This window comes from Helicobacter canadensis MIT 98-5491, assembly GCF_000162575.1.
Classification (GTDB): Bacteria; Campylobacterota; Campylobacteria; order Campylobacterales; family Helicobacteraceae; genus Helicobacter_D; species Helicobacter_D canadensis.
Genome location: NZ_CM000776.2, coordinates 441911 through 462898, shown reverse-complemented (window position 1 = coordinate 462898; position 20988 = coordinate 441911). Strand labels below are relative to the sequence as shown.

Here is a 20988-nt window from a genome sequence, read left to right as displayed (position 1 = left end):
TATGATTTTTATTGCTGGACCTTGTGTCATTGAAAATGATGAAATTTTAGAAGAAATTGCAGAATCGCTCAAGCCACTTGCAACTAACCCTGATATTGATTTTTACTTTAAAGCAAGTTTTGATAAAGCAAATCGCACAAGTCTTGATTCTTATCGAGGACCAGGCTTAGAAAAAGGACTAGAATCCCTTGCTAGAATCAAAAAAAAGTTTGGCTATAAACTTCTAACTGATATTCACGAAACTCATCAAGTCAAACTTGCAGCTAGAGTTGTAGATATTCTACAGATTCCAGCCTTTTTATGCCGTCAAACGGACTTGATTGTGGAAGTTGCAAAAAGTAAGGCTATTGTCAATATCAAAAAGGGACAATTTATGAATCCTGCTGATATGCGCTATTCTGTGCTAAAAGCCATTAAGACTCGTGGGGGAGAAGAAGCAACCTATCAAGAATCACAAAAGCATCAAATTCTCCTAACTGAACGCGGTAGTAGTTTTGGGTATGGAAATTTGGTGGTAGATATGCGTTCTTTAGTTATTATGAGAGAGTTTGCTCCAGTGATTTTTGATGCCACTCACGCAGTGCAAATGCCTGGTGCTGCTGATGGAAAAAGTGGTGGCGATTCTCGCTTTGCCCCTATTCTTGCTAGAGCAGCAAGTGCCGTTGGCATTGATGGCTTATTTGCTGAAGTGCATACTAATCCAAAAATTGCACTAAGCGATGGACCCAATATGCTAACTCCACAAGAATTGCTCAAATTATCCAATCAATTACTTGAAATTAATCATCTTATTAAAAAGGATTTATAATGCAAATTATTGAAGGCGATTTATCATTACTTGGCGATGAAAAGATTGCAATCATTTCAAGTCGTTTCAATCATCTCATTACCGATAGATTGATAGAAGGTGCGAAAGATTGTTTCTTAAGACACGGCGGAATCGATGAAAATCTAACACATATTTTAGTGCCAGGTGCTTTTGAGATTCCTTTTGCACTAGAAAAAGTTCTTGCTCAAGGTAATTATGATGGTGTTTGTTGCTTAGGTGCTATTATAAGAGGCTCTACACCACATTTTGATTATGTGAGTGCTGAAGCCACTAAAGGTATTGCTAATGTCACTATTCGCTATGGAGCTGCTGTAACCTTTGGAGTTTTAACTACAGATACCATTGAACAAGCTATTGAGCGTGCAGGGACAAAAGCGGGAAATAAAGGCTTTGAGGCAATGAGTAGCCTCATTGAGCTTATTAATCTTTATCGTAAAATTGGAGCATAAATGGCAACAAGAAGCCATGTAAGAGAAGTTGTTGTGCAACTTTTGTATGCTTATGGTAGTGGAAATGATGCGATTTTTAAATTTGCCGATGAAATCTTTGGAGAACACAAAATCAAAAATAAGCAAAAAGACTTTGCAAACCTACTCTTTAATGGTGTCATTGAAAATCTTGAATCACTTGATTTGCGCATTGCTCATCAACTTGAAAGTTGGGATTTTACAAAAATCGGAGATATGGAAAAAGCTATTTTAAGGCTTGGAGTTTATGAAATTGCCTTTAATAACCTTGATAAAGCTATCGCGATTAATGAAGCCCTAGAATTAGCAAAAACCTTCGGCAATGAAGCTTCAGCAAAGTTTATTAATGGGGTTTTGGATAACATTGCAAAGAATTTGCAAATCCCCATTCATACCATCCAAGAATCAATGCAAAATATCAAACAAACCACAAACAATACAGCCAAATCTACAAATTTAGAATCCAAAACTCCAAAAGCAAAGAATCAAACCAACTCAACAAAAAAACAAAATACTCCTAAAAAAGGAAAAGTATGAAGCTTTGTATCGCCCTTGATATGCCAAACAAAAAAGATAATCTTACACTTTTAAGCAATCTAAAAACTTCACAAGAAATTTGGGTTAAGGTTGGGCTTAGAAGTTTTATTCGTGATGGAAAAGAGTTTCTAGAACAAATCAAGACCATTAATCCTTTTAAAATTTTTTTAGACTTAAAGCTCTATGACATTCCTAACACAATGGGCGATAGCATTGATGAAATTGCCAAGCTTGGAGTGGATATGATAACTATTCATGCAAGCAGTGGAAGAGAAGCAATGTGTGAGGTTACAAAACGATTACAAAAAGTCCAGAATCCACCTTTAGTTATGGCAGTTACAGTGCTTACAAGCTTTCAACAGGAGAGTTTTTTTGAAATTTATCATAGCAATTTAGAAACTCAAGTTTTAGAATTTGCCAAAATGGCTTATGAATCAGGGATTAATGGAGTGGTTTGCTCTTGCTTAGAATCAAGAGTTATCAAAGAAAAAATCAATTCTCATTTTCTCACACTCACTCCAGCAATCCGACCTTTTGGTGAAGATAACGGAGATCAAAAGCGCACCGCAACTTTGCAAGATGCAAAAGCCGCAATGAGTGATTTTATTGTAGTTGGAAGACCTATTTACAAAGCTTCAAATCCACAAGAAGTGATTGATAAGATTCTCCAAGCTCTTTAATTAATATAATCACACTCCACCTTACCCCAAATCATTGAATAAGGTAGCACCTTTATCCACTCTCCTGCTTCTATTTGCGTGCATTCTTCATTTAAAAGCGCAATGGCATTGCTTTGGCAAAGTGGCAAAATTTGCCCTGAAGTATATTTTCCTTTTTGAGTTAGTAAAAACCCCTCTACACTAAGGCTTCCAAGCATAGCATCCATTCGCTTTTTTAACCTAAAGGATTCAATATTTTTCACCATTAAAGCTTGAGGAAAATGAGCGTTAGCTCCAGCAAGATTTCTTAAAAATGGCACAATTAAAAAACGCAACAATACCGCTCCTGCCAAAGGATTCCCCGGTAATGCAACAATAAATTTTCTCTCTAACCTTGCCACCATAATAGGCTTACCTGGTTTAATCTGCACACCAGAAATCAGAATCTCCGCTCCTGCTTGCACTAGCACTTCTTGCATAAAATCTGCTTCTCCCTTACTCGCACCACCTGTTGTAAAAATAATATCAAAAGGCATATTTAAAACTTGCAATAAATCTTCTTTATTATCCTTTGAAATCCCTCCATAACTTGCTTTAAAACCAAAGCTTTTAAGAATCCCTAGAATCATTGTGGTATTAGAATTATAAATTTGGTAATTCTCTGCTAACTCCCAAGGTTCTTTAAGTTCATTTCCACCAGAAAATACACCGATTCTAAGCTCCCTAAATGCACTCACATAGCTAATGCCTTGTGAAGCAAGAAGCGCTAAAACATTCTCATCAATCTCATCTCCAACTTCAAAAATTTGCTTACCCAAAGGGATTTCCTCACCAACTTGACGAATATTATCCCCCACTTTAAGCCCTTGTGGTATAGTGATACTCTCTTGATTATTAAGCCCTCCCTCAATAGCTTCAAAAGGCACGACTATATTGGCATTTTTGGGAAGTTTAGCACCTGTCATAATCTTTGCACATTCCCCACATTCAAGCTTAATTTCCTTACAATCCCCTGCAAAAATACTAGCCTTGATTTTTGCTGTTTTGCCCATATCTTCTGCCCTTATAGCATATCCATCCATTGCAGCATTATCAAAACTTGGAAGTGCCTTTTGAGAAACAATATCTTGAGCTAAGAATCTCCCTTGTGATTCTAATAAAGCCAAAAATTCTTTATTTTTTGCAAAACTGCTACCTGCCTTTTGTAAAATCTTGATTGCTTCTTGTAATGAAACTGCTTGCATTTTTATCCTTGTAATGATTTAATTTGTCGGTATTTTTGAATGATTTTTTGTGCTAATATATCAATCTCTATTTTTTCTTTAAAACTCAAACTCAAAAGTTCCCTTGCTTGATTCTCGCTATAGCCCATTAATTGTAGCACAAAAGAAGGCTTAGCAAATCCAAAAAGACACTCTTGCCCATTAATCAAAGAAATATCATCAAAAATCAAACTCTGAATCAGATTCCTTGCCTTAATCCCCTTTAATCCTAGAGGCAGGGTATTAGAAGGTGTCTCAAAAAAACAATAACAATCCTCTTGCAATTCTTTTTTTAGAATCTCAAAGAATAATTGAGCTTGATTTTCTTTAGGAGTGCCTTGAAGTTTAATTGCTTCTAAAAACACTCCATAAAGATTTTCAATTTCCAAATATAAACCTAAATCCAAAATATCCTTACCTGCCATAATTCCAAAAGGACGCATTAAGCCCAAATTTTCTCCATTAGCAATTAAAAGATTTGCATTTTTTGGCAAAGGCAATCCTAAAGCTAAGGCATAGCTAATATCCCAAAGGGTAAAAACATCTTTTAAAGTCTCATCTAAAGGAAGATTCAAAGTAAGAATATCTTCATTTAAATAAGGAATCAAAAAGCAATCCGCCCCTTTTTCTAGGGCATTTTTGACATCAATTTGACCACTTTTCTTATCTGGGATTATAGGAATTATTGCTTCTTTATTAGGTAAAGCAAGGTAGGCACTATAAAGCATTTGATGAGAAGAAAGCACAAGAGCGACTTTGTATTTTTGACTAAGTTTGGAGAGTAAAAAATAAAAACTTTCTAAATTAAAACTAAAGGGACGAGCCATCTCACAGCCTAAAAAATGACTTAATTCTTTATTTTCTTGGCTTATTTTTTGCCCTGCACTAGGAGTAATAGCTAAATAATTAGGGCGATCTTGCGCAATTAATTTTTGCATTAAGGGGGCACAAATAGGAGGATTTTGCAAATAATCTAGCATGATTTTAGCGTCCTTTTTCCATTAGTGTTAAGAATATCTCCAAAACTATCCAAATAGTCCAAATAGGCAATCAAATATTTTCGGCTAAGATTAAAATGCACCTTAAAATTATTCAAATCCAAATAACCCTCATTTTTGATAATTTCTCTCATTGCCCCCAAAAGCTGCGTTAGAGATTGCGTGCAAATAAAAAGTTTATGATTAAGACGCACAATCTTTTTTTCCCTAGTTAGCTTTTTAAACACCTCATCACCACTTTTTCGATCAATATCTAAACTATCATAAAGGTTGTAAGGTGCCATTGGTTCAAAACCTTGATTTTGTAGCAACGCATAAATGGTGCGATATAAATAATCCTCTATTTTTCCAATCTTAGCCTTTGGAGAAACATAAAATGAATCATTTTTTTGTAAAACCCCTTCTTTTAAAAGTTTATCCAACAAACTTTGAGCAAAATCATTAGCTACCCACGATTGCTTTTGACAAAGCAAGGCAGAGCTCAAAAGTGCATTGGGATTCTTTTGTAAAATTACTAAAATAATTTCTCTTAATAATTCCTCTGCTTTTTTTGGATACACAACTAGATTTTTCTCACTCACAAAGCATTGTGGAATCTCTTTTGCAATCTTTAATGCTTCAATTTGTGAGATTCCAAATCTCTGTGAAGCACTTATAAGTCCAAAACCTTTTTTATGTGCTTGGAGTAAAATTTCAAAGGCTCCTTTTAGATTCCCTTCATCTAGCATTTTTAAAAATTCAAGCTTTTGGGATTTTTTCATAGGATCAACAATAGGACTTAAAACTCTCCCACCACCTAAAGTTTGTTTATCATCACGCAAAATAAATCGCTCATTAAAAATACTATAAACCGGATTTTTAAGCTTCAAAGTCGCATAATTTTTATCCAAAAATAAAACCCGACACGGCATTTTTAATGCCCCAATAAAAAAATTAACTTCAGCATTATGTGGAATTTCTACAAACATTTCCAAAGCAACTTCAATCCTATCAAATCCACGCAAATAGCCTTTTTTAGTTAGCAAATCTCCACGCTTTAGCTCGTGATGTGAGACACCGCTAAGATTTAAAGCTACCCTTTGCCCACTTTTAGCTTCATTGACAAACTCGCCGTGACATTGGATATTTTTGATCCCTATAAGGCGATCAAGATTGCAACACCATACTTTTTGATCACAAGTAAGATTACCATCCAAAAGCGTCCCACTCACTACACAACCACTACCCTTAATCACAAAGATTCTATCAATATAGTAACGGAAAAATCCCAAATCCCTATGAATCTTTTTGGGTAATTCAAAGAGTGCTTGTTTAAGATTCTCCACACTTGCTTCATCATAAAAAGAAACTTCAAAAATTTGGTATTTTAGGGTATTAAATTGACTAAAAAGATTCTGAATTTGCTCTTTAAGCACTACAACTTCAGCCTTATCTGCTAAATCTACTTTGCTTATTGCCACTACAAAATCACTAATTCCAAGCAAACTTGCGATTCTTAAATGCTCCAAAGTCTGTGGCATAATGCCATCATTAGCCGCGATGACTAACATTCCATAATCCAATCCAAATGCCCCAGCAATCATATTTTTGACTAATTTTTCATGCCCAGGAACATCAATAAAAGCAATATTTCTCTCCCCATTGCTTAGATTTGAAAAACTTAAATCTAGTGTGATTCCGCGTTCTTTTTCATCTTTTCTTTCATCACCCCAAAACCCATTTAATGCACGCACCAAACTTGTTTTTCCATGATCAATATGTCCCATTACACCAAGAATCAAATTATCTTGCATAACTTTCCTCAATCTCCAAAAGTGCTTTTTGAATAATCCTTTCATCTCCCTCCAAAAGTGCCATTACATCTAAAATCACTTTTCCATTTTCAATTCTTGCAATAACACCTTTCTCTCTCAAAAGTTGTTCTAATTGCTTTTCATCTTTAAAACTAAGGGCAATTCCAAAAGATTCTAAAGCCTTATTTGGCATTGCTCCACCTCCGCTATAGCCCTTTGTTTCTAAGATTACAGGCTTAAAGCTTTCTTGGACTAACCCCAACAATTTTTCTGCTTTCTTTTTCAAAATTTCCTTAGTTTGCAAAAGCATTTTATAAGTTGGAATCTTTTCGTATTTTTCCTGCAAATACGCCATTAAAGTCGCTTCCAAAACAGCAAGGGTAAATTTATCCACTCTTAGCATTCTTAAGAGTTGATTCTGCTTTAATTGATCAATGTAACATTTCTTGCCAAAAATAATTCCCGCTTGTGCACCACCTAATAGCTTATCTCCACTAAAACTCACTAAAGAGGGATTTAAACTTGCAATTTCTTCTAAAGGCATTTCGTATTTTTTTAAAATATCTAGCCCTTTTAGGCCAAAATATCCGCTTCCTAGATCATAATAATCTAGCAATCCTCTCTCTTGTGCTAAAGCAATAAGTTCTTGATAGCTGACTTCCTTACTAAAACCTGCAATTTCATAATTAGACTTATGTGCTTTAAAAAGCATAGCAGTGTTAGGATTAATCGCTTCTTGATAATCTTTAAGATAGGTTTTGTTAGTAGTTCCCACTTCTTTTAAAATTGCTCCAGAATCCTCCATAACCCTAGGAATCCTAAAACTTCCGCCAATCTCTATTAACTCACCCCTTGAGACAATCACTTCTTTATTTTTAGCAAAAGTGTTAAAGATCAAAAAAACTGCCGCTGCATTGTTATTCACCACCAAAACATCTTCCACTCCTAGAAGCATAGCAAAAAGATTTTTTAAGTGAATATATCGCTCACTGCGAACACCTTCTTTTAGATCATATTCCAAATTATTATAAGCACACAAAAGTGGCTTAATTTCTTCTAGAATCTCATTTGAAAACACACTTCGCCCAAGATTAGTATGCACAATAATTCCAGTTGCATTCACGAGTGATTTTAAGGATTTTTTTGTGCGTTTGCGATAAATTTCTTTAATACACTCCACACATTCTTCAAACTCCATTCTCGCGCCACCCTCTAAAAGATTATTACGATAAATATCCAAAAATTCTATAATAATCTTCTTTAATAATACTCCATTGCACTCTTCTAAAGCCTTTGCCTTTAATAATTTATCTGTTTTTGGAATATGCCTTAAAATATTTTCCATTTCTGCCTAACTTATTTAAATGGCAATACAATAACGCACTCTTGCTTTATTCTATGTAAAATAAAACTAAAAAATAAAAAAGTTCAATAAGGGCTACTAAATATTGCCTAAAATCTCTACTTTAAAGATTTTTTTGAATTTGCATTAAAACTTCTCTAACTTCACCACAAAAATGTTCTTTAAATTGCGTTTTATTAAATGTTCTTTGTCGTTTTGCAAGTTGTGCTGTGTGTGTAGAGATTAATTCTTCTAGCGTTTCTTGTGAAAATTTTCCTTCTAAAAACTCAACTATTTCTTTAATTCCAATACTCTTTGCCCATTGATAAGTTTTGCCATATTTCTTTAAAAGCCCGCAAACCTCATCAATCGCTCCATTTTCTAGCATTTGCCTTGTTCTTTGTTTGATTCTTTGTCGCAAAAAATCTCTTTGCCAAACGATCTCATAGATTTCACAATTTTCAATAATTGGGATTGGAGGATTCTCTTTAAAATACAAACTTGGTATCTTTGAAGTAGCAAAATAAATTTCCAAAGCCCTTTGAATACGATAATAATCTGTTGGCTTAATGCGAATCGCCCATTGCTTGTCAATTGATTCTAGAAAGCTATATTGCTTTTCTAAATCGCCCAAAGTATTGATTTTTTCTAAAATTTCGCTCCTTTGTTTTTCTTCTAAAGCAAAATCTGAAAGTCCTTCCAAAAGCATTTTAAGATAAAAACTACTGCCTCCAACAATCAATAGATTCTGCTGATTGTTTTGGCAAAATTCCTTTGCCTTTTGGTATTCTTGGATAAATATTTGGACATTATGGGATTGAGTTGGGCTTAAAATATCAATGCCAAAATGAGGGATTCCTGCCCTCTCTTTTTTTGTTGGCTTAGCTGAAATAAGATCAATTTCTTGATACACACTTAAAGAATCAAGGGATAAAATCGCACATTGTTTTTTTTGCGCAACTTCTAATGAAAGTGCAGTTTTTCCAGAACCGCTACCCCCTAAAATGGCAAAAATTTTCAAGCGAAATTTTTAGAAGCCATAACTGCTTCAAAAAAAGCATTCCTTAAGGCGTTTTTCTCCAAACTCGCAACACCTTGTGCGGTAGAACCACCTGGGCTCATGACACTTTCTTTTAAAAGTGTCGGATGAGTTGTTTGCAGTAATGCACCAAATCCTTCAAATAGTCCCTCAACAATCTCTTTTGATTCATTGCGTGTTAAACCATTTGTAACCCCAGCATCCATAAGCGATTCAGCTACTATAGCCAAAAATGCAGGAGCACAACCCCCAAGTGCTGCAGCCACCGCCATTGTTTTTTCTTCAATCCAAACACTTTTTCCAATGGCATTAAAAATCTCAAATGCTCGCTGTTTATAAGCTTCATCGCCACACAAAGAAGTAATCGACTTACCAACACTTGCAGCCACATTAGGCATTGCACGGATAAAGCCTTCTGATTGTATCTTGCTTCTTAAAATTTCTAAAGTAGTGGCATTTAAAATTGAATAAACACATTTGGCTTTGCCAACAAACTGAAAAGATTGAAGTGCATAAGGCTTAACACAAAGCAAAATTTCTTGATCTTGCACTTCAATAAGATTGTCTTTTTGTAATAATGGAGTGAGTTGTAAATCGTTGCAAAATTCACGAATTTTTTGTGGATTTCTCCCTGCAACCTGAAGATGAACTTTATCTTTTAAGCCAAGAGCTAAAGCTCTTGCCATTTTGCCATAACCTAAAAGAATAAGGCTTTTCATTCTTGGTTAGTTTTGCTAAAATCAAAAAATTTAGAAATAGGCTCTGAGAGACCAAAGTTCTCATATTTGAAATTCTCTAAAACAACTTGAGCCATAGTCAAATTCTCAAAGTTAAACAATACAGGTGCTAGAAAATTTACACTTGATTCTTCAATAGGTTCTCTAATACAAACAATATTAAGTGTAACTAGTTTAGAGTTTTGGGGATCAATATTGGTTTTTCCTTTAAGCTCCAAAAGTGCTTTGATAGGAGAGGGAATCTCAAATTCATAATCACTTCGCATTGAATAAGGATTCACTAAAGTAAAAGAAATGCCATCATTCTCGCAGCTTTTTAACTGCATAAATGTATCATCATCTTTTGAGATCTTTTCTAGCTTCATTTTTTGAATATGTTCAAAACCTAAAATTGGAGATTTAACTGCAAATTCCATCACCTAATCCTTACCTAAAATAATAACAAAATGGGATTTGTTAAGTTTTATTCACTAGTAAAAAGCTATTTACCCTAAATTGCATATATAGTGAATTCTAAAATTTAATTCTATCGCAATAAAAACAAAAAATCAATGTAATTTTATAAAAAATATATTACAAATCCGCTATAATTACCCTTTATAAAGCTTTAAATTAAAAATCATTTTCCTTGCAATTGTAGGTATGTTGAAGATTTTTAAAGCTTAAATTTTAATATAGCCAAAGGGAATCTGTGATAAAAAGTATTCAATTCTTCTTTATAGGGATTAGTTTTTTAATGATATTCAATGCTTGTTCCTCAAAAAACAATGGTGGATTAGCACTTGATGAAGTGAATAAACCAGCTGATTATTGGTATCAAAATATGCTCAAAGAAATTCGCAATGGAGATTTAGAAAAAGCCGATAGCTACTTCACTTCACTTCAAAGTGAACACTTACATTCACCACTATTAAGTGAAGCAATGTTGATTTTAGGACGCGCACATATGCAAGAAGAAGAATATCTCCTAGCAATATTCTATTTTGATGAATACACCAAACGCTTTGGAGATGGACAAAATATTGATTTTATTAATTTCTTAAAACTTCAAGCTAATTATTTTGCATTTGCTAAGCAATTTCGCGATCAACAACTTTTAGAAAAATCAATCAAAGACGCACAAGATTTTGGTCAAAAATACCCTTATTCGCGTTATCGTCCAATTGTTGATACTATGCTTTTAAAGCTAGAACTTGCTAATTTAAGTCTCAATAAAGAAATTATCAAACTTTATGACAAAAAAGACAAGCCACAGGCTGCAGAATATTACCAACAAAAAATCAATGAAAATGCTTGGGTAAAAGATATTTTTTATCAAGAAGCAGGTTCGCCTTGGTATCAAAAAATCTTTGAATGGTAGGATAAATCAATGCAATTAGAACGTTATGGAACTTTTCCAAAAAATTTGCCTATTATTTTAGAAGAGGATATATTTTTATATCCCTTTATGATAGCACCTCTTTTTATTAACGATGAAGAAAGTCTCAAAGCCATTGATCTTGCGATGCAAAGCGAAGATAAGCTTATCTTTATCACTGCAATCAAATCCAAAGATGAGGAAGAAGGCGAAGAATCTTTTTATGATGTTGGAGTGATTGGAACAATTATGAGACGCGTGGCATTGCCTGATGGGCGTATAAAAATTCTCTTTCAAGGGCTAAGTCGCGGCAGTATTGAAAAGCTTATTTCAAAATCCCCTTTGATTGGAGAAATCCAACCTATCATTTCAAAAAGCTTTGATGCAAGTCGGATTGAAGCCATTCTTTCTGTTTTAAAAGAAAAATTACGCACCCTTTATAATATTTCACAAAACTTCTCACAAGATTTATTAAGAAGCATCAATGAAACAATGGATCCTAATCGTGCTGCAGATCTAATCGCAAGTGCCACAAGACTAAAAAAAGATCAAGTTTATAAAATATTTAAAGAAGATGATCCAGAAGAAAGGTTACTTAGTCTCATTGATATTATTTTAGAAGAAATCAAAGCCCAACAAATCCAAAAAGAAATTAAAAATAAAGTTAATTTCCAAATGGAAAAAATCAATAAAGAATATTTTCTAAAAGAGCAATTAAAACAAATCCAAAAAGAGCTTGGGGGAGAGAATAAAGATACAGAATTACAAGAATACAAACAAAAACTTGAAAAACTCAAAAATGCTATGAGCAAAAATGCTTATAAAGAAATTTCTAAACAAATCAATAAACTTTCCCGTATGCACCAAGATAGTGCCGATGCTAACCTTTTACAAAATTATATTGAATTAGTCTTAGACATTCCCTTTGGTGCTTATTCTAAAAAATCTCTCAAAATTGAAGAAGTGCAAAAACAGCTCGATAAAGATCACTATGGACTAAAAAAGCCCAAAGAGCGTATTGCAGAATACTTTGCAGTGCGAGAACTTCTTGCTTTAAGGGGTAAAAGCAATAATGAAAACAAAGGAACCATTCTTTGCTTCTATGGACCTCCAGGAGTGGGCAAAACAAGTCTTGCAAACTCCATTGCCACCGCCCTCAAAAGAAAACTCATTAGAATCGCTTTGGGTGGTTTAGAAGATGTTAATGAATTGCGAGGACACCGCCGAACTTATATCGGAGCAATGCCAGGTAGAATTGTGCAAGGCTTAATCGATGCAAAAGAAATGAATCCTGTAATTGTTTTAGATGAAATTGATAAGATGCACCATTCTTTTCGCGGTGATCCCTCTTCTGTATTATTAGAAATTTTAGATCCTGAACAAAATAAAGAATTTAGAGATTATTACACTAACTTTGATTTAGATCTCTCTCAAGTGATTTTTATTGCTACTGCTAATGATATTAGCTTAATTCCTGCTCCTTTACGCGATAGAATGGAATTTATCAACATTAATAGCTACACTCCTTATCAAAAAGAACAAATTGCAAAAAAATATCTCATCCCTCAAGAAATCAAAAAACACGGCTTACAAAACAATGAAATTAGCTTCAATACTCAAGCTATAAAGAATCTTGTTGAAAAATACACAAGAGAGGCAGGAGTGAGAAATTTAAGACGCAAAATTGCCGAGATTTTACGCAAAGTTGCTAAAGAAATTTTGCAAAATCCACAACAAAAAATCACTATCACTAGCAAAAATCTTCCTCAATATCTTGATAAAATTGTCTTTGAGTATGAAAACGCAAACGCCAAAAACGAAGTAGGCTTAGTCAATGGACTTGCTTGGACAAGCGTTGGAGGAGATGTGTTAAAAATCGAAGCTTTAAAAATTAAAGGTAAGGGAGGATTGCATTTAACAGGAAATCTAGGCGATGTAATGAAAGAAAGTGCAAAAATTGCTTACTCTTATATTAAATCTCTCATTGATAACCAAAAGCTAAAAATTAATCCAAGCCTTATTCCACTTTCTCCTAAAGAAAAGGCAGAAAAAATATCCGTTGATGCAAGTGAAATTTATAATCGTTTTGATGTACATTTGCATGTCCCAGAGGGTGCTACACCAAAAGATGGTCCAAGTGCAGGAATCGCTATTGCTAGTGCAATTGCTTCAGTTTTTTCTAATCGCCCTATCCTAAGCTCTATTGCTATGACAGGCGAATTAACCCTAAGGGGAAAAGTGCTTGCTATTGGTGGCTTGCAAGAAAAACTCACCGCAGCCCTAAAATCAGGCGTTAAAATTGCCCTTATTCCCAAGAAAAATTTTGAGCGTGACTTAGATGAGATCCCAGAAGAAGTCAAAGAAGGCTTAGAAATTCATCCAGTAGAAAACTTTCAAGAAGTTTTAAAATATATCTTTGAAGCCAAATAGCCTTTTTACCCTACCTTTGCACAATCCTCTTGAAATCTGCGGAATCGATGAGGCAGGTAGAGGCTGCATTGGAGGATCACTTTTTGTATGTGGTGTGATTCTAGGAAAATCTTTTCCCCAAAGTTTATTAAGCCAACTCCAAGATTCTAAAAAACTCTCCCCCAAAGTCCGCGATACTCTAGCCCCACAAATCAAACAATACGCACAATTTCATCTTGTTAAAAAAACCGCACAAGAAATCGATTTAAAGGGATTAAGTCTTTGTTTAAAAGAAGCTTTGCAAGAAATCCTAACTTATCTGAAATCCGCCCATTATCTTTTTGATGGGAATTGTAACTTTAAAATCCAATCTCTACAAACTCTCATTAAAGGCGATTCTAAAGTTTATGCTATTAGTGCAGCAAGTATCTTAGCTAAAAATGCTAAAGATAAAGAAAGTATGGAATTGGATTTAATTTATCCGCAATATGGTTTTAAATCGCACAAAGGTTATGGGACAAAAGCCCACATAGAAGCTATTTCAAAATTTGGCTATTGCAAAGAACATCGCAAAAGTTATCATCTAAAAAAGCTTCCCCAAACCACAATAACGCTTTTTTGATTTTAATCCTTTTTAAACAATTTTTGATAAAATAGCACAATCTATTTTCAATCGTAAGGTATTATTTTGAGTGGGACAATTATTACAATTACTTCTGGAAAAGGTGGAGTAGGAAAATCCACGACAACAGCGAATTTAGCAGTTGGTTTAGCTAATGCAGGAAAAAAAGTTGTGGCAGTAGATTTTGATATTGGACTTAGAAATCTTGATATGATTCTAGGCTTAGAAAATCGTATTGTCTATGATATTGTTAATGTTATGGAAGGAGAATGCAATCTTTCTCAAGCACTCATTAATGATAAAAGAGCCAAGAATCTCTACTTTTTACCCGCTTCACAAAGTAAAGATAAAACGATTTTAGATAAAGAAAAAGTTGCCAAACTCATTGAAAAACTAAAAGAAGAATTTGAATATATCTTACTTGATTCACCTGCGGGAATTGAAGGAGGTTTTGAGCATTCTATTTTCTTAGCTGATGAAGCACTTATTGTCTCTACTCCTGAAGTTTCAAGCGTAAGGGATGCAGATAGGGTAATTGGTATCATTGATGCAAAAAGCAAAAAAGCCCAAATGGGACAAGAAGTTAAAAAACATATTATCATCAACCGCTTAAAACCGGAGATGGCAGAAAAAGGCGAAATGCTTGGCGTGGATGATGTCTTAAAGATACTCTCTTTGCCCCTTATTGGTGTGATTCCAGAAGATGAAAAAATCGTTTCTTCTACCAACACAGGTGAGCCAGTCATCTATGGAAACTCTCTCTCAAGCCAAGCATACAGAAATATCACAAGGCGAATCTTAGGAGAAGAAGTGCCTTATTTGGAATTAAAGGCTAAAAAAGGATTTTTTGGGAGGTTATTCTCATGAGTTTATTTGAAAAATTTTTTGGAAACAAAACAAGCTCCGCACAAGAAGCAAAAAACCGCTTAACTTTAATGTTAGCTCACGAACGCACAATCAATGTGCCCTATATGGAAGCTATGAAAAAAGAAATCTTAGAAGTGATTAAAAAATATACAAAAGCACAGAAAATTGATATTAAAACCGATTCTAATCAAAATTTTAATACTCTTGAAGTAGAAATCCTCCTTGAAAAATAATTTTATATGAACAAACTAAACCCTATTACCATAGGAATAATAGCACTTTTACTTGTGCTTTTAGTTTTTAACTTTATCCCCAATGAAGAACCAAAACCCACGCAAAACAAAACACCAAAAGCAGTAGAAACCAAGCCAAACGCTCAAGATACTAAAGATACTAAAGATACTAAAGATACTAAAGATACTAAAGATACTAAAGATACTAAAGATACTAAAGATACTAAAGATACTAAAGATACTAAAGAAATCAACAATGTGCTTATTCAAAAAAATCTTGATTTCTTAAAAGAAAATCTCTCGACACCCAAACAACAAGATTCCCAACCTAAAATCAAATCATCTCCCACCATACCCCAAACAACCCCCATTCAACCCAAAGAACAAGAAACAAATACCGCAAAAACAACTCCAATTTGCCAAAAAACCAAACCACAACTTGCTATTATTATTGATGATGTTAGTAACTATGAACAATACCGCAGACTACAAGAAATACCCTATAAAATCACACCCTCTTTTTTCCCAAAAACCATTGCTTCAAAAAATACTCCAAAAATTGCCGCAACTGCACCCTTTTATATGGTGCATTTACCACTTGAAGCATTGAATTTTTACCAAAAAGAGCATTTATGGCTTTTTAGTGATGATTCTAAGCAAACAATTCAAGATAGGATTCAAGCCATCAAAAAAGATTTTCCAAATCTTACTTATATTAATAATCACACAGGAAGTAAATTCACACAAAATTTACAAGCTATGCAAAATCTCCTTACAATCCTCAATGAAAATAATATCACTTTTGTCGATTCTCGAACCACTCCTAAAACAAAAACAGCCCTTTATTACAAAAACAATCCAACAAAATCTCTTAATCCTTGCCAAAATACTCCATTTTTAGAACGCAATGTTTTTTTGGATAATGAACTAGACATTTCAAAAATCACACAAAATCTTATTAAAGCCATTGAAACTGCTAAAATCAAAGGTTATGCAATTGCTATTGGACACCCCCATAAAGAAACGATTCTAGCCTTAAAAAATGCCTCCGAATATCTCCAAAAAAGCGGAATAGAAGCCGTTTATATTAATGAACTTATCATACCATAAAGTTTTTATTAAAAATATGATAAAATAAAAACAAAAATAAAGATTTAATGAATGGCAACTCCAAAAGTAACCCACCAATTACAAGGCAGCATCCTTTCTATAGCACCTTGTAAAGATTTAACTTTTTGCGTTGATAATACTTTTTATATCACTGAAATTGATAAAAATTTAAAAAATGCAGCCAACTTTCAAATTATTAAAAATATAGAACCACCTCATCGTTATTCACATGCTTTTGGAATCTCTCCTGACGCTTATTTTTGTATCTCTTTAGTAGGAGAAAAAAAGACTTTAATTATTAAACTTGATAATTCTAACATCAAACACATTGCCACACTTGATGATCACGATGGCGATATTGAATCTTGTGGTTTTTCAAATAATGGAAAATACTTTGCAACAGGCGGACAAGATGGCAGGGTATTTTTATATGAAGATAACAATTTTCTACCCACCGCCTCACTTTTAGCACGATCTGATTATATCTCCACAATCCGCTTTTCAAAAAATAATGAATTTATTGCCATTAGCGGATTTGATAAATTTACAATGATTTTTGATATTTTACGCCACAAAATTGCCTTTAACTTTGTTACTAGCGATGTGGTAGAAGATTCTTGCTTTTTTGACAATGATGAAAAACTCTTGCTTGTTTTACGCAATAACTCAAGCATTATTTTTAGTCTCAAAGAGGGCAAGATTCTCTCACAAGAATATTTATTTGCTTTTTGGCCCACATGCATTGCCTTAGATGAAGAAGAAAATTACGCCCTTATTGGGACTCGCTCTGATATACTCTATATCATTTCACTTAAAGATAATTCTAAAGTTATGGAAATCAAAACTGAACACGCCGGAATCGCCTCTATTGCTTTTTGTAATGACTTTTTATACATTGGTTGTATTGATGGGGCATTGCTTATTTTTGATTACAATGAAGGCAAAGAAGACTTAAAAGAAGCACTAGCTATTAAAGACTATAAAAAAGCACGCGAAGCTATTGAAAAAAATGTTTTCTTAAGTATAAACCCTCTAACCAAAATCTTTGATGAAGTGTGGCCTGATATTTTAAATCAAGCCATCGCTCTTTTAAATCAAGATGAAATTGATAAAGCTATTGAAATAACAGCTCCTTTTGTAGTCTCCCAATCCAAAAAAAATGAATTTGATTTCTATCTTTCTCAAAAAGATGGTGTCAAGACTTTTTTAGAATTAATCGACAAAAAAGACTACACTAAAGCCTATGAAATGCTAAAAACTACAAAATTTCTAACCAAAACACAAGCTTATGAAAAGCTAGAAAATATATGGAATAAAGCCTTTTTTAATGCTAAAAAATTACTCATAGAAAATGCAAAACTAAATCAAAAACTTGCCGAACAATATCTTGCTCCTTTTGAAAACACACCCAAAAAAGAATTAATTATTCAATTATTAAGAAATTCTGATGTCTTTGCTAAAGCAGATAATCTCATCAAAAATCAAAATTTTAAGGAATATTTTTCACTCACTTTTCAATTTTCTTTTTTACGCGAGACAGATTTATACAAAAAAGTTCTTTTACTCGGCGAAAAAATGCTCACAAATCTCATTGATTTAGAAAAAAATTTCCAATATCAAGAAGCAAAAAAAATCGCTGAAACCCTTTTAGTATTCCCTAATCTAAAAAGATCGGCTAATGAAAAAATTGTGCTTATGCAACAAAAAGAAAATTTCCTAGAAGCTATACAACAAAAAGACATTAAAAAAGTCTATGCTATGGTAGATGATATTGAAATTTTACGCTCTATGCGACAATTTAAAGATTTCACTAAAGATTTTCTCAAGCTTTATGAAGAAGCTAAGCCTTATGCTTATGTGGGCAATGCTCAGCATATTAGAGTTATTTTTGGGGAATATATGGAAATTAGCTATTGGATTGACAAAATTGCTTCTTTAATGAAAATTGCCTATCTTAAGCAAATTAATAATGCCCTAAATGAAATCCAAGTGAATTGGCTTATCACCATCAAACGCTATTATGAAAGATTTGGCAAAAGTGCTGAAATCATAAAACTTCTCCAAAATCACCCCTCTAAAGCTATTTTAGATGAGTTTGAAGGTGAAGGTGAAAGCGATGGTTATCGTTATCACAGCTTTGTTGATAATATTGTAATCTACCTTGTGCAAAAAGAATCATAATTTTGCAAACGCTAGATACAATTCCTCTAGAACTCCAACATTTAAAAAATTTAAAAAAACTTTATTACTGCGGTAATCTAGAATTACTTCAAAATTGTAAAGTCGCTATTATTGGTTCTAGAAATCCAAACCCTTATGCTCAAAATTTTACCAAAGAAATTGCTAAAAAAATATCATCTTATGCAACCATTATAAGTGGAGGTGCATTGGGAATAGATATTTTGGCTCATAGTGCTGCTTTGCCAAATACCATTATGGTATCTCCAAGCTCACTAGACATTATCTACCCAAAAACTAATCAAAAAACTATCCAAGAAATCTATCAAAAAGGGCTAATTTTAAGTCAATTTTCACCCCCCTATATACCTAAGCATTATTCCTTTTTAGAGCGTAATAAAATTATTATTAGCCTTGCAAAATATATTATAATCCCCCAAGCTGACTTAGAAAGCGGTTCGATGCAAAGTGCTAAATATGGATTAAATCTAGGAAAACAAATCTATGTCCCACCTCATCATCTAGGACAAAGTGAGGGCACACAAAGATTGGCAAAAGAAGGTAAAGCTGAAGTTATTTGGGAAATTGATAGCTTTTTAGCCAACCTTTTTGGCGATATAAAGCCTAAAAATACCGATGAAATTTTAGAATTTTGCAAAACTAATCCATTTTTTGAAGAAGCCTTTGCTAAATTTGGAGAAATCCTCTTTACTTATGAATTAGAAGGCAAGATTCAAAGAAATAATGGAAGAATCGAGGTTATTTAATGCAAAGTATTTTAGCATTAGATATTGGATTAAAACGCATAGGTATTGCCAAATCAATTCATAATATCCCTATTCCTTTGCCCCCAATCTTGAGAAAAAACCGCAATCAAGCTGCCAAAGAAGTAAGCCAAGTTATTTGCGATTCTAAAATCCAAACTCTCATTGTAGGCATTCCCAAAGAGAGTGAAACTGCCGCAGAAATGGAACGCAGAATCAAGCATTTTGTAGCTTTACTTGAGATTCCAGACAACATTAAAATCCATTTTGTTGATGAATCTTTTAGCTCCTTTGAAGCACTTCAAAGAATGCAAGGTAGCAAAAAAAGCAAAAAGAAAGATGGGACTTTAGATAGTCTTGCTGCAATGATAATTTTAGAGCGATTCTTAATGAGCCAAAAATAAAACTAAAGGCTTATTATTCAAAAGTAAATCAACCTGCACACCTTGTTTTCCAACAAGCATTTGTGCAATCTCTTCTTCGCTTTTGCAAGCTTTTGGCAATGAAATACCAATAGAAAGATTATGTTCTGACAAAATCGCTTTTGATCGCCCAGCAATGATATTAGTAAATTCTTTAATCACATCAAGCAATTCTTCATCACTTTGGGATTCTTCACCTAATAACATCACAGAAGCTTCCTTAACTATAGATCTACTAAAACAAAGTGCTACAATTCCGCTCACATCGCCTTCAAAACTAATCATTGCACCCATAATATCACTTTGACCTGTTTTATTATAAGTTGTTACTTTGTAATCCTTTCGCTTTGCTTCACCACCTGTTAAAGAAGAAAGTGTCTCAATAGCGGCATTAATAAATACAGGCAATTGTGCTACAAGATGCTTTGTAAGCCCCTTACGCTTTTGATCAAATACTTGATGCTTTTTAATAGCTTCTTTAATCTGCGGATCTTGCTTACATTCTTCTAAATTAGCAAAAAAATAAATTCCACTGCGTTTGCATAATTCTCTTTTTTCTTTCGCAAGATTTAACTGCAATCCACAAATAGCAATACACGCTTCATAACGCACATTATTTAAAGCCAAGGACATAATAAAATCCAATGCTCCAAAATTAAAGTCTTGTATCTGACTCACATCAAAAACAAATACCTTATATCCCTCACGAAGTCTTGAATTATGAGCTTGAAGATTAAAATATAATGCAATATTTTTATCGGCTTTTTTATAAAGTGTATAAATTACCATTCCATTTTGTATGGTAGTGGGAATAAAATTTCCTGTAACATCAAAATAAATATCATAAATATAAAAAGCTTCATCTAAAAATTGTTTGCGTTTTTCTAAAAAAGCTTGTGCGTTATTAACACAAATAACCTCATAACCTTTGACTTGTAATTCGTGAGAAATAAGTGTTTGCACCATTCCATCATTATCATAATAAACAATTTTTTGTTGAATGGGCGGCATTTGAAAACCAAGCAAAAAACTTGCAATGGAATCGTTTTTGAAAAGTGGAATACTCCGATTAGGAAAAAGTGCTTTAAGTTTGACAAATTGAGAATTACTATATCCTATAAAAGCAACGGGAATAGAAACTTTATCTTGTATAGCCAATAATGCCTTAGCTACCAAAATTGTCGCACCTTCATCAATCCAATTAATATTTTCAAAAGAGAAATAAATCGCCTTGATTGATAGACTTCTAATTGTAGCACTATTGGAGATGAAAACCTCGCAAATTTCTTTTGCTTCTTTCATCTCCAAATGAATATTTGGTGCATAAATGGCAATATCGTGTTTAATAATAGGTCGCATTGAA

The 20988-nt window shown here is 33.5% G+C and carries 21 protein-coding genes; 13 read left to right on the top strand and 8 right to left on the bottom strand.

Annotated elements, in window-relative coordinates; translation table 11 throughout:
* The first annotated feature begins 1 nt into the window (after position 1).
* The 4 genes from kdsA to pyrF are packed head-to-tail and all read left to right on the top strand — an operon-like array spanning position 2 to position 2513.
* Positions 2–808 carry a 3-deoxy-8-phosphooctulonate synthase gene (gene kdsA, locus HCAN_RS02375; RefSeq protein WP_006655136.1) on the top strand — a complete coding sequence of 269 codons (807 nt, stop codon included), beginning with the start codon at positions 2–4 and terminating at the stop codon, positions 806–808.
* Complete coding sequence (gene ribH / locus HCAN_RS02370) at positions 808–1278, top strand: 6,7-dimethyl-8-ribityllumazine synthase (protein WP_006655135.1); 471 nt, start codon at positions 808–810, stop codon at positions 1276–1278. Before kdsA ends, ribH begins: the two co-directional genes overlap by 1 nt.
* A complete protein-coding gene (nusB, locus tag HCAN_RS02365; RefSeq protein WP_006655134.1) occupies positions 1279–1833 on the top strand; it encodes a transcription antitermination factor NusB in 555 nt (184 codons plus the stop codon).
* Positions 1830–2513: an orotidine-5'-phosphate decarboxylase gene (gene pyrF, locus HCAN_RS02360; RefSeq protein ID WP_006655133.1), complete on the top strand. Its 684-nt coding sequence runs from the start codon at positions 1830–1832 to the stop codon at positions 2511–2513. The genes nusB and pyrF overlap by 4 nt, the downstream gene beginning before the upstream one ends.
* Here pyrF and HCAN_RS02355 read toward each other — a convergent pair.
* The 7 genes from HCAN_RS02355 to fliW form a co-directional block, all read right to left on the bottom strand.
* Entirely contained in the window at positions 2510–3736 is a 1227-nt protein-coding gene (locus tag HCAN_RS02355; protein WP_006655132.1) for a molybdopterin molybdotransferase MoeA, read from the bottom strand. The two genes, pyrF and HCAN_RS02355, sit on opposite strands and share 4 nt — an antisense overlap.
* A 2-nt stretch (positions 3737–3738) precedes the next feature.
* On the bottom strand, positions 3739–4734 hold the full coding sequence (locus HCAN_RS02350) for a hypothetical protein (RefSeq protein WP_006655131.1): 996 nt from the start codon (positions 4732–4734) through the stop codon (positions 3739–3741).
* Positions 4728–6545: a selenocysteine-specific translation elongation factor gene (gene selB / locus HCAN_RS02345; RefSeq protein WP_006656755.1), complete on the bottom strand. Its 1818-nt coding sequence runs from the start codon at positions 6543–6545 to the stop codon at positions 4728–4730. Before selB ends, HCAN_RS02350 begins: the two co-directional genes overlap by 7 nt.
* On the bottom strand, positions 6535–7890 hold the full coding sequence (gene selA, locus HCAN_RS02340; RefSeq protein WP_006655129.1) for an L-seryl-tRNA(Sec) selenium transferase: 1356 nt from the start codon (positions 7888–7890) through the stop codon (positions 6535–6537). The genes selB and selA overlap by 11 nt, the downstream gene beginning before the upstream one ends.
* 121 nt (positions 7891–8011) lie before the next feature.
* Positions 8012–8908: a tRNA (adenosine(37)-N6)-dimethylallyltransferase MiaA gene (miaA, locus tag HCAN_RS02335; protein ID WP_006655128.1), complete on the bottom strand. Its 897-nt coding sequence runs from the start codon at positions 8906–8908 to the stop codon at positions 8012–8014.
* Entirely contained in the window at positions 8905–9645 is a 741-nt protein-coding gene (locus tag HCAN_RS02330) for a pyrroline-5-carboxylate reductase (protein WP_006655127.1), read from the bottom strand. Before HCAN_RS02330 ends, miaA begins: the two co-directional genes overlap by 4 nt.
* Positions 9642–10079 carry a flagellar assembly protein FliW gene (fliW, locus tag HCAN_RS02325; RefSeq protein ID WP_006655126.1) on the bottom strand — a complete coding sequence of 146 codons (438 nt, stop codon included), beginning with the start codon at positions 10077–10079 and terminating at the stop codon, positions 9642–9644. The genes HCAN_RS02330 and fliW overlap by 4 nt, the downstream gene beginning before the upstream one ends.
* 275 nt (positions 10080–10354) lie before the next feature.
* Here fliW and HCAN_RS02320 point away from each other — a divergent pair, with 275 nt between their 5' ends.
* The 9 genes from HCAN_RS02320 to ruvX all read left to right on the top strand — a co-directional run bounded on the left by HCAN_RS02320 (position 10355) and on the right by ruvX (position 19607).
* Positions 10355–11023, top strand: a complete 669-nt coding sequence (locus HCAN_RS02320) for an outer membrane protein assembly factor BamD (RefSeq protein ID WP_034556388.1) — start codon at positions 10355–10357, stop codon at positions 11021–11023.
* Between the two features lie 9 nt (positions 11024–11032).
* On the top strand, positions 11033–13450 hold the full coding sequence (lon, locus tag HCAN_RS02315; protein ID WP_006655124.1) for an endopeptidase La: 2418 nt from the start codon (positions 11033–11035) through the stop codon (positions 13448–13450).
* Positions 13437–14051 carry a ribonuclease HII gene (locus HCAN_RS02310; RefSeq protein WP_006656753.1) on the top strand — a complete coding sequence of 205 codons (615 nt, stop codon included), beginning with the start codon at positions 13437–13439 and terminating at the stop codon, positions 14049–14051. Before lon ends, HCAN_RS02310 begins: the two co-directional genes overlap by 14 nt.
* Before the next feature lie 66 nt (positions 14052–14117).
* Entirely contained in the window at positions 14118–14918 is an 801-nt protein-coding gene (minD, locus tag HCAN_RS02305) for a septum site-determining protein MinD (protein ID WP_006656752.1), read from the top strand.
* Complete coding sequence (gene minE / locus HCAN_RS02300) at positions 14915–15151, top strand: cell division topological specificity factor MinE (protein WP_006655121.1); 237 nt, start codon at positions 14915–14917, stop codon at positions 15149–15151. Before minD ends, minE begins: the two co-directional genes overlap by 4 nt.
* 6 nt (positions 15152–15157) lie before the next feature.
* The gene (locus HCAN_RS02295; RefSeq protein ID WP_006655120.1) at positions 15158–16261 is read left to right on the top strand and encodes a divergent polysaccharide deacetylase family protein; all 1104 of its coding nucleotides are present in this window, start codon (positions 15158–15160) and stop codon (positions 16259–16261) included.
* A 51-nt stretch (positions 16262–16312) separates the two neighbouring features.
* Positions 16313–18442, top strand: coding sequence for a WD40 repeat domain-containing protein (locus HCAN_RS02290; protein WP_006655119.1), 2130 nt, complete (start codon positions 16313–16315; stop codon positions 18440–18442).
* Between the two features lie 2 nt (positions 18443–18444).
* A complete protein-coding gene (locus HCAN_RS02285) occupies positions 18445–19206 on the top strand; it encodes a DNA-processing protein DprA (protein WP_006655118.1) in 762 nt (253 codons plus the stop codon).
* The gene (gene ruvX / locus HCAN_RS02280; RefSeq protein ID WP_006655117.1) at positions 19206–19607 is read left to right on the top strand and encodes a Holliday junction resolvase RuvX; all 402 of its coding nucleotides are present in this window, start codon (positions 19206–19208) and stop codon (positions 19605–19607) included. Before HCAN_RS02285 ends, ruvX begins: the two co-directional genes overlap by 1 nt.
* Here ruvX and HCAN_RS02275 read toward each other — a convergent pair.
* A complete protein-coding gene (locus HCAN_RS02275) occupies positions 19590–20984 on the bottom strand; it encodes a chemotaxis protein CheX (protein ID WP_006655116.1) in 1395 nt (464 codons plus the stop codon). The genes ruvX and HCAN_RS02275 overlap by 18 nt on opposite strands.
* Positions 20985–20988 lie beyond the last annotated feature (4 nt).

What these genes read in the sequence shown, in the direction of transcription:
- ribH (WP_006655135.1), top strand. Translation starts at nt 808, where the DNA reads ATGCAAATTATTGAAGGCGATTTATCATTACTTGGCGATGAAAAGATT.
- HCAN_RS02330 (WP_006655127.1), bottom strand. Translation starts at nt 9,645, where the DNA reads ATGAAAAGCCTTATTCTTTTAGGTTATGGCAAAATGGCAAGAGCTTTA.
- HCAN_RS02295 (WP_006655120.1), top strand. Translation starts at nt 15,158, where the DNA reads ATGAACAAACTAAACCCTATTACCATAGGAATAATAGCACTTTTACTT.
- HCAN_RS02355 (WP_006655132.1), bottom strand. Translation starts at nt 3,736, where the DNA reads ATGCAAGCAGTTTCATTACAAGAAGCAATCAAGATTTTACAAAAGGCA.
- nusB (WP_006655134.1), top strand. Translation starts at nt 1,279, where the DNA reads ATGGCAACAAGAAGCCATGTAAGAGAAGTTGTTGTGCAACTTTTGTAT.
- lon (WP_006655124.1), top strand. Translation starts at nt 11,033, where the DNA reads ATGCAATTAGAACGTTATGGAACTTTTCCAAAAAATTTGCCTATTATT.
- kdsA (WP_006655136.1), top strand. Translation starts at nt 2, where the DNA reads ATGATTTTTATTGCTGGACCTTGTGTCATTGAAAATGATGAAATTTTA.
- ruvX (WP_006655117.1), top strand. Translation starts at nt 19,206, where the DNA reads ATGCAAAGTATTTTAGCATTAGATATTGGATTAAAACGCATAGGTATT.
- HCAN_RS02290 (WP_006655119.1), top strand. Translation starts at nt 16,313, where the DNA reads ATGGCAACTCCAAAAGTAACCCACCAATTACAAGGCAGCATCCTTTCT.
- minE (WP_006655121.1), top strand. Translation starts at nt 14,915, where the DNA reads ATGAGTTTATTTGAAAAATTTTTTGGAAACAAAACAAGCTCCGCACAA.
- selA (WP_006655129.1), bottom strand. Translation starts at nt 7,890, where the DNA reads ATGGAAAATATTTTAAGGCATATTCCAAAAACAGATAAATTATTAAAG.
- HCAN_RS02275 (WP_006655116.1), bottom strand. Translation starts at nt 20,984, where the DNA reads ATGCGACCTATTATTAAACACGATATTGCCATTTATGCACCAAATATT.
- HCAN_RS02350 (WP_006655131.1), bottom strand. Translation starts at nt 4,734, where the DNA reads ATGCTAGATTATTTGCAAAATCCTCCTATTTGTGCCCCCTTAATGCAA.
- fliW (WP_006655126.1), bottom strand. Translation starts at nt 10,079, where the DNA reads ATGGAATTTGCAGTTAAATCTCCAATTTTAGGTTTTGAACATATTCAA.
- selB (WP_006656755.1), bottom strand. Translation starts at nt 6,545, where the DNA reads ATGCAAGATAATTTGATTCTTGGTGTAATGGGACATATTGATCATGGA.
- pyrF (WP_006655133.1), top strand. Translation starts at nt 1,830, where the DNA reads ATGAAGCTTTGTATCGCCCTTGATATGCCAAACAAAAAAGATAATCTT.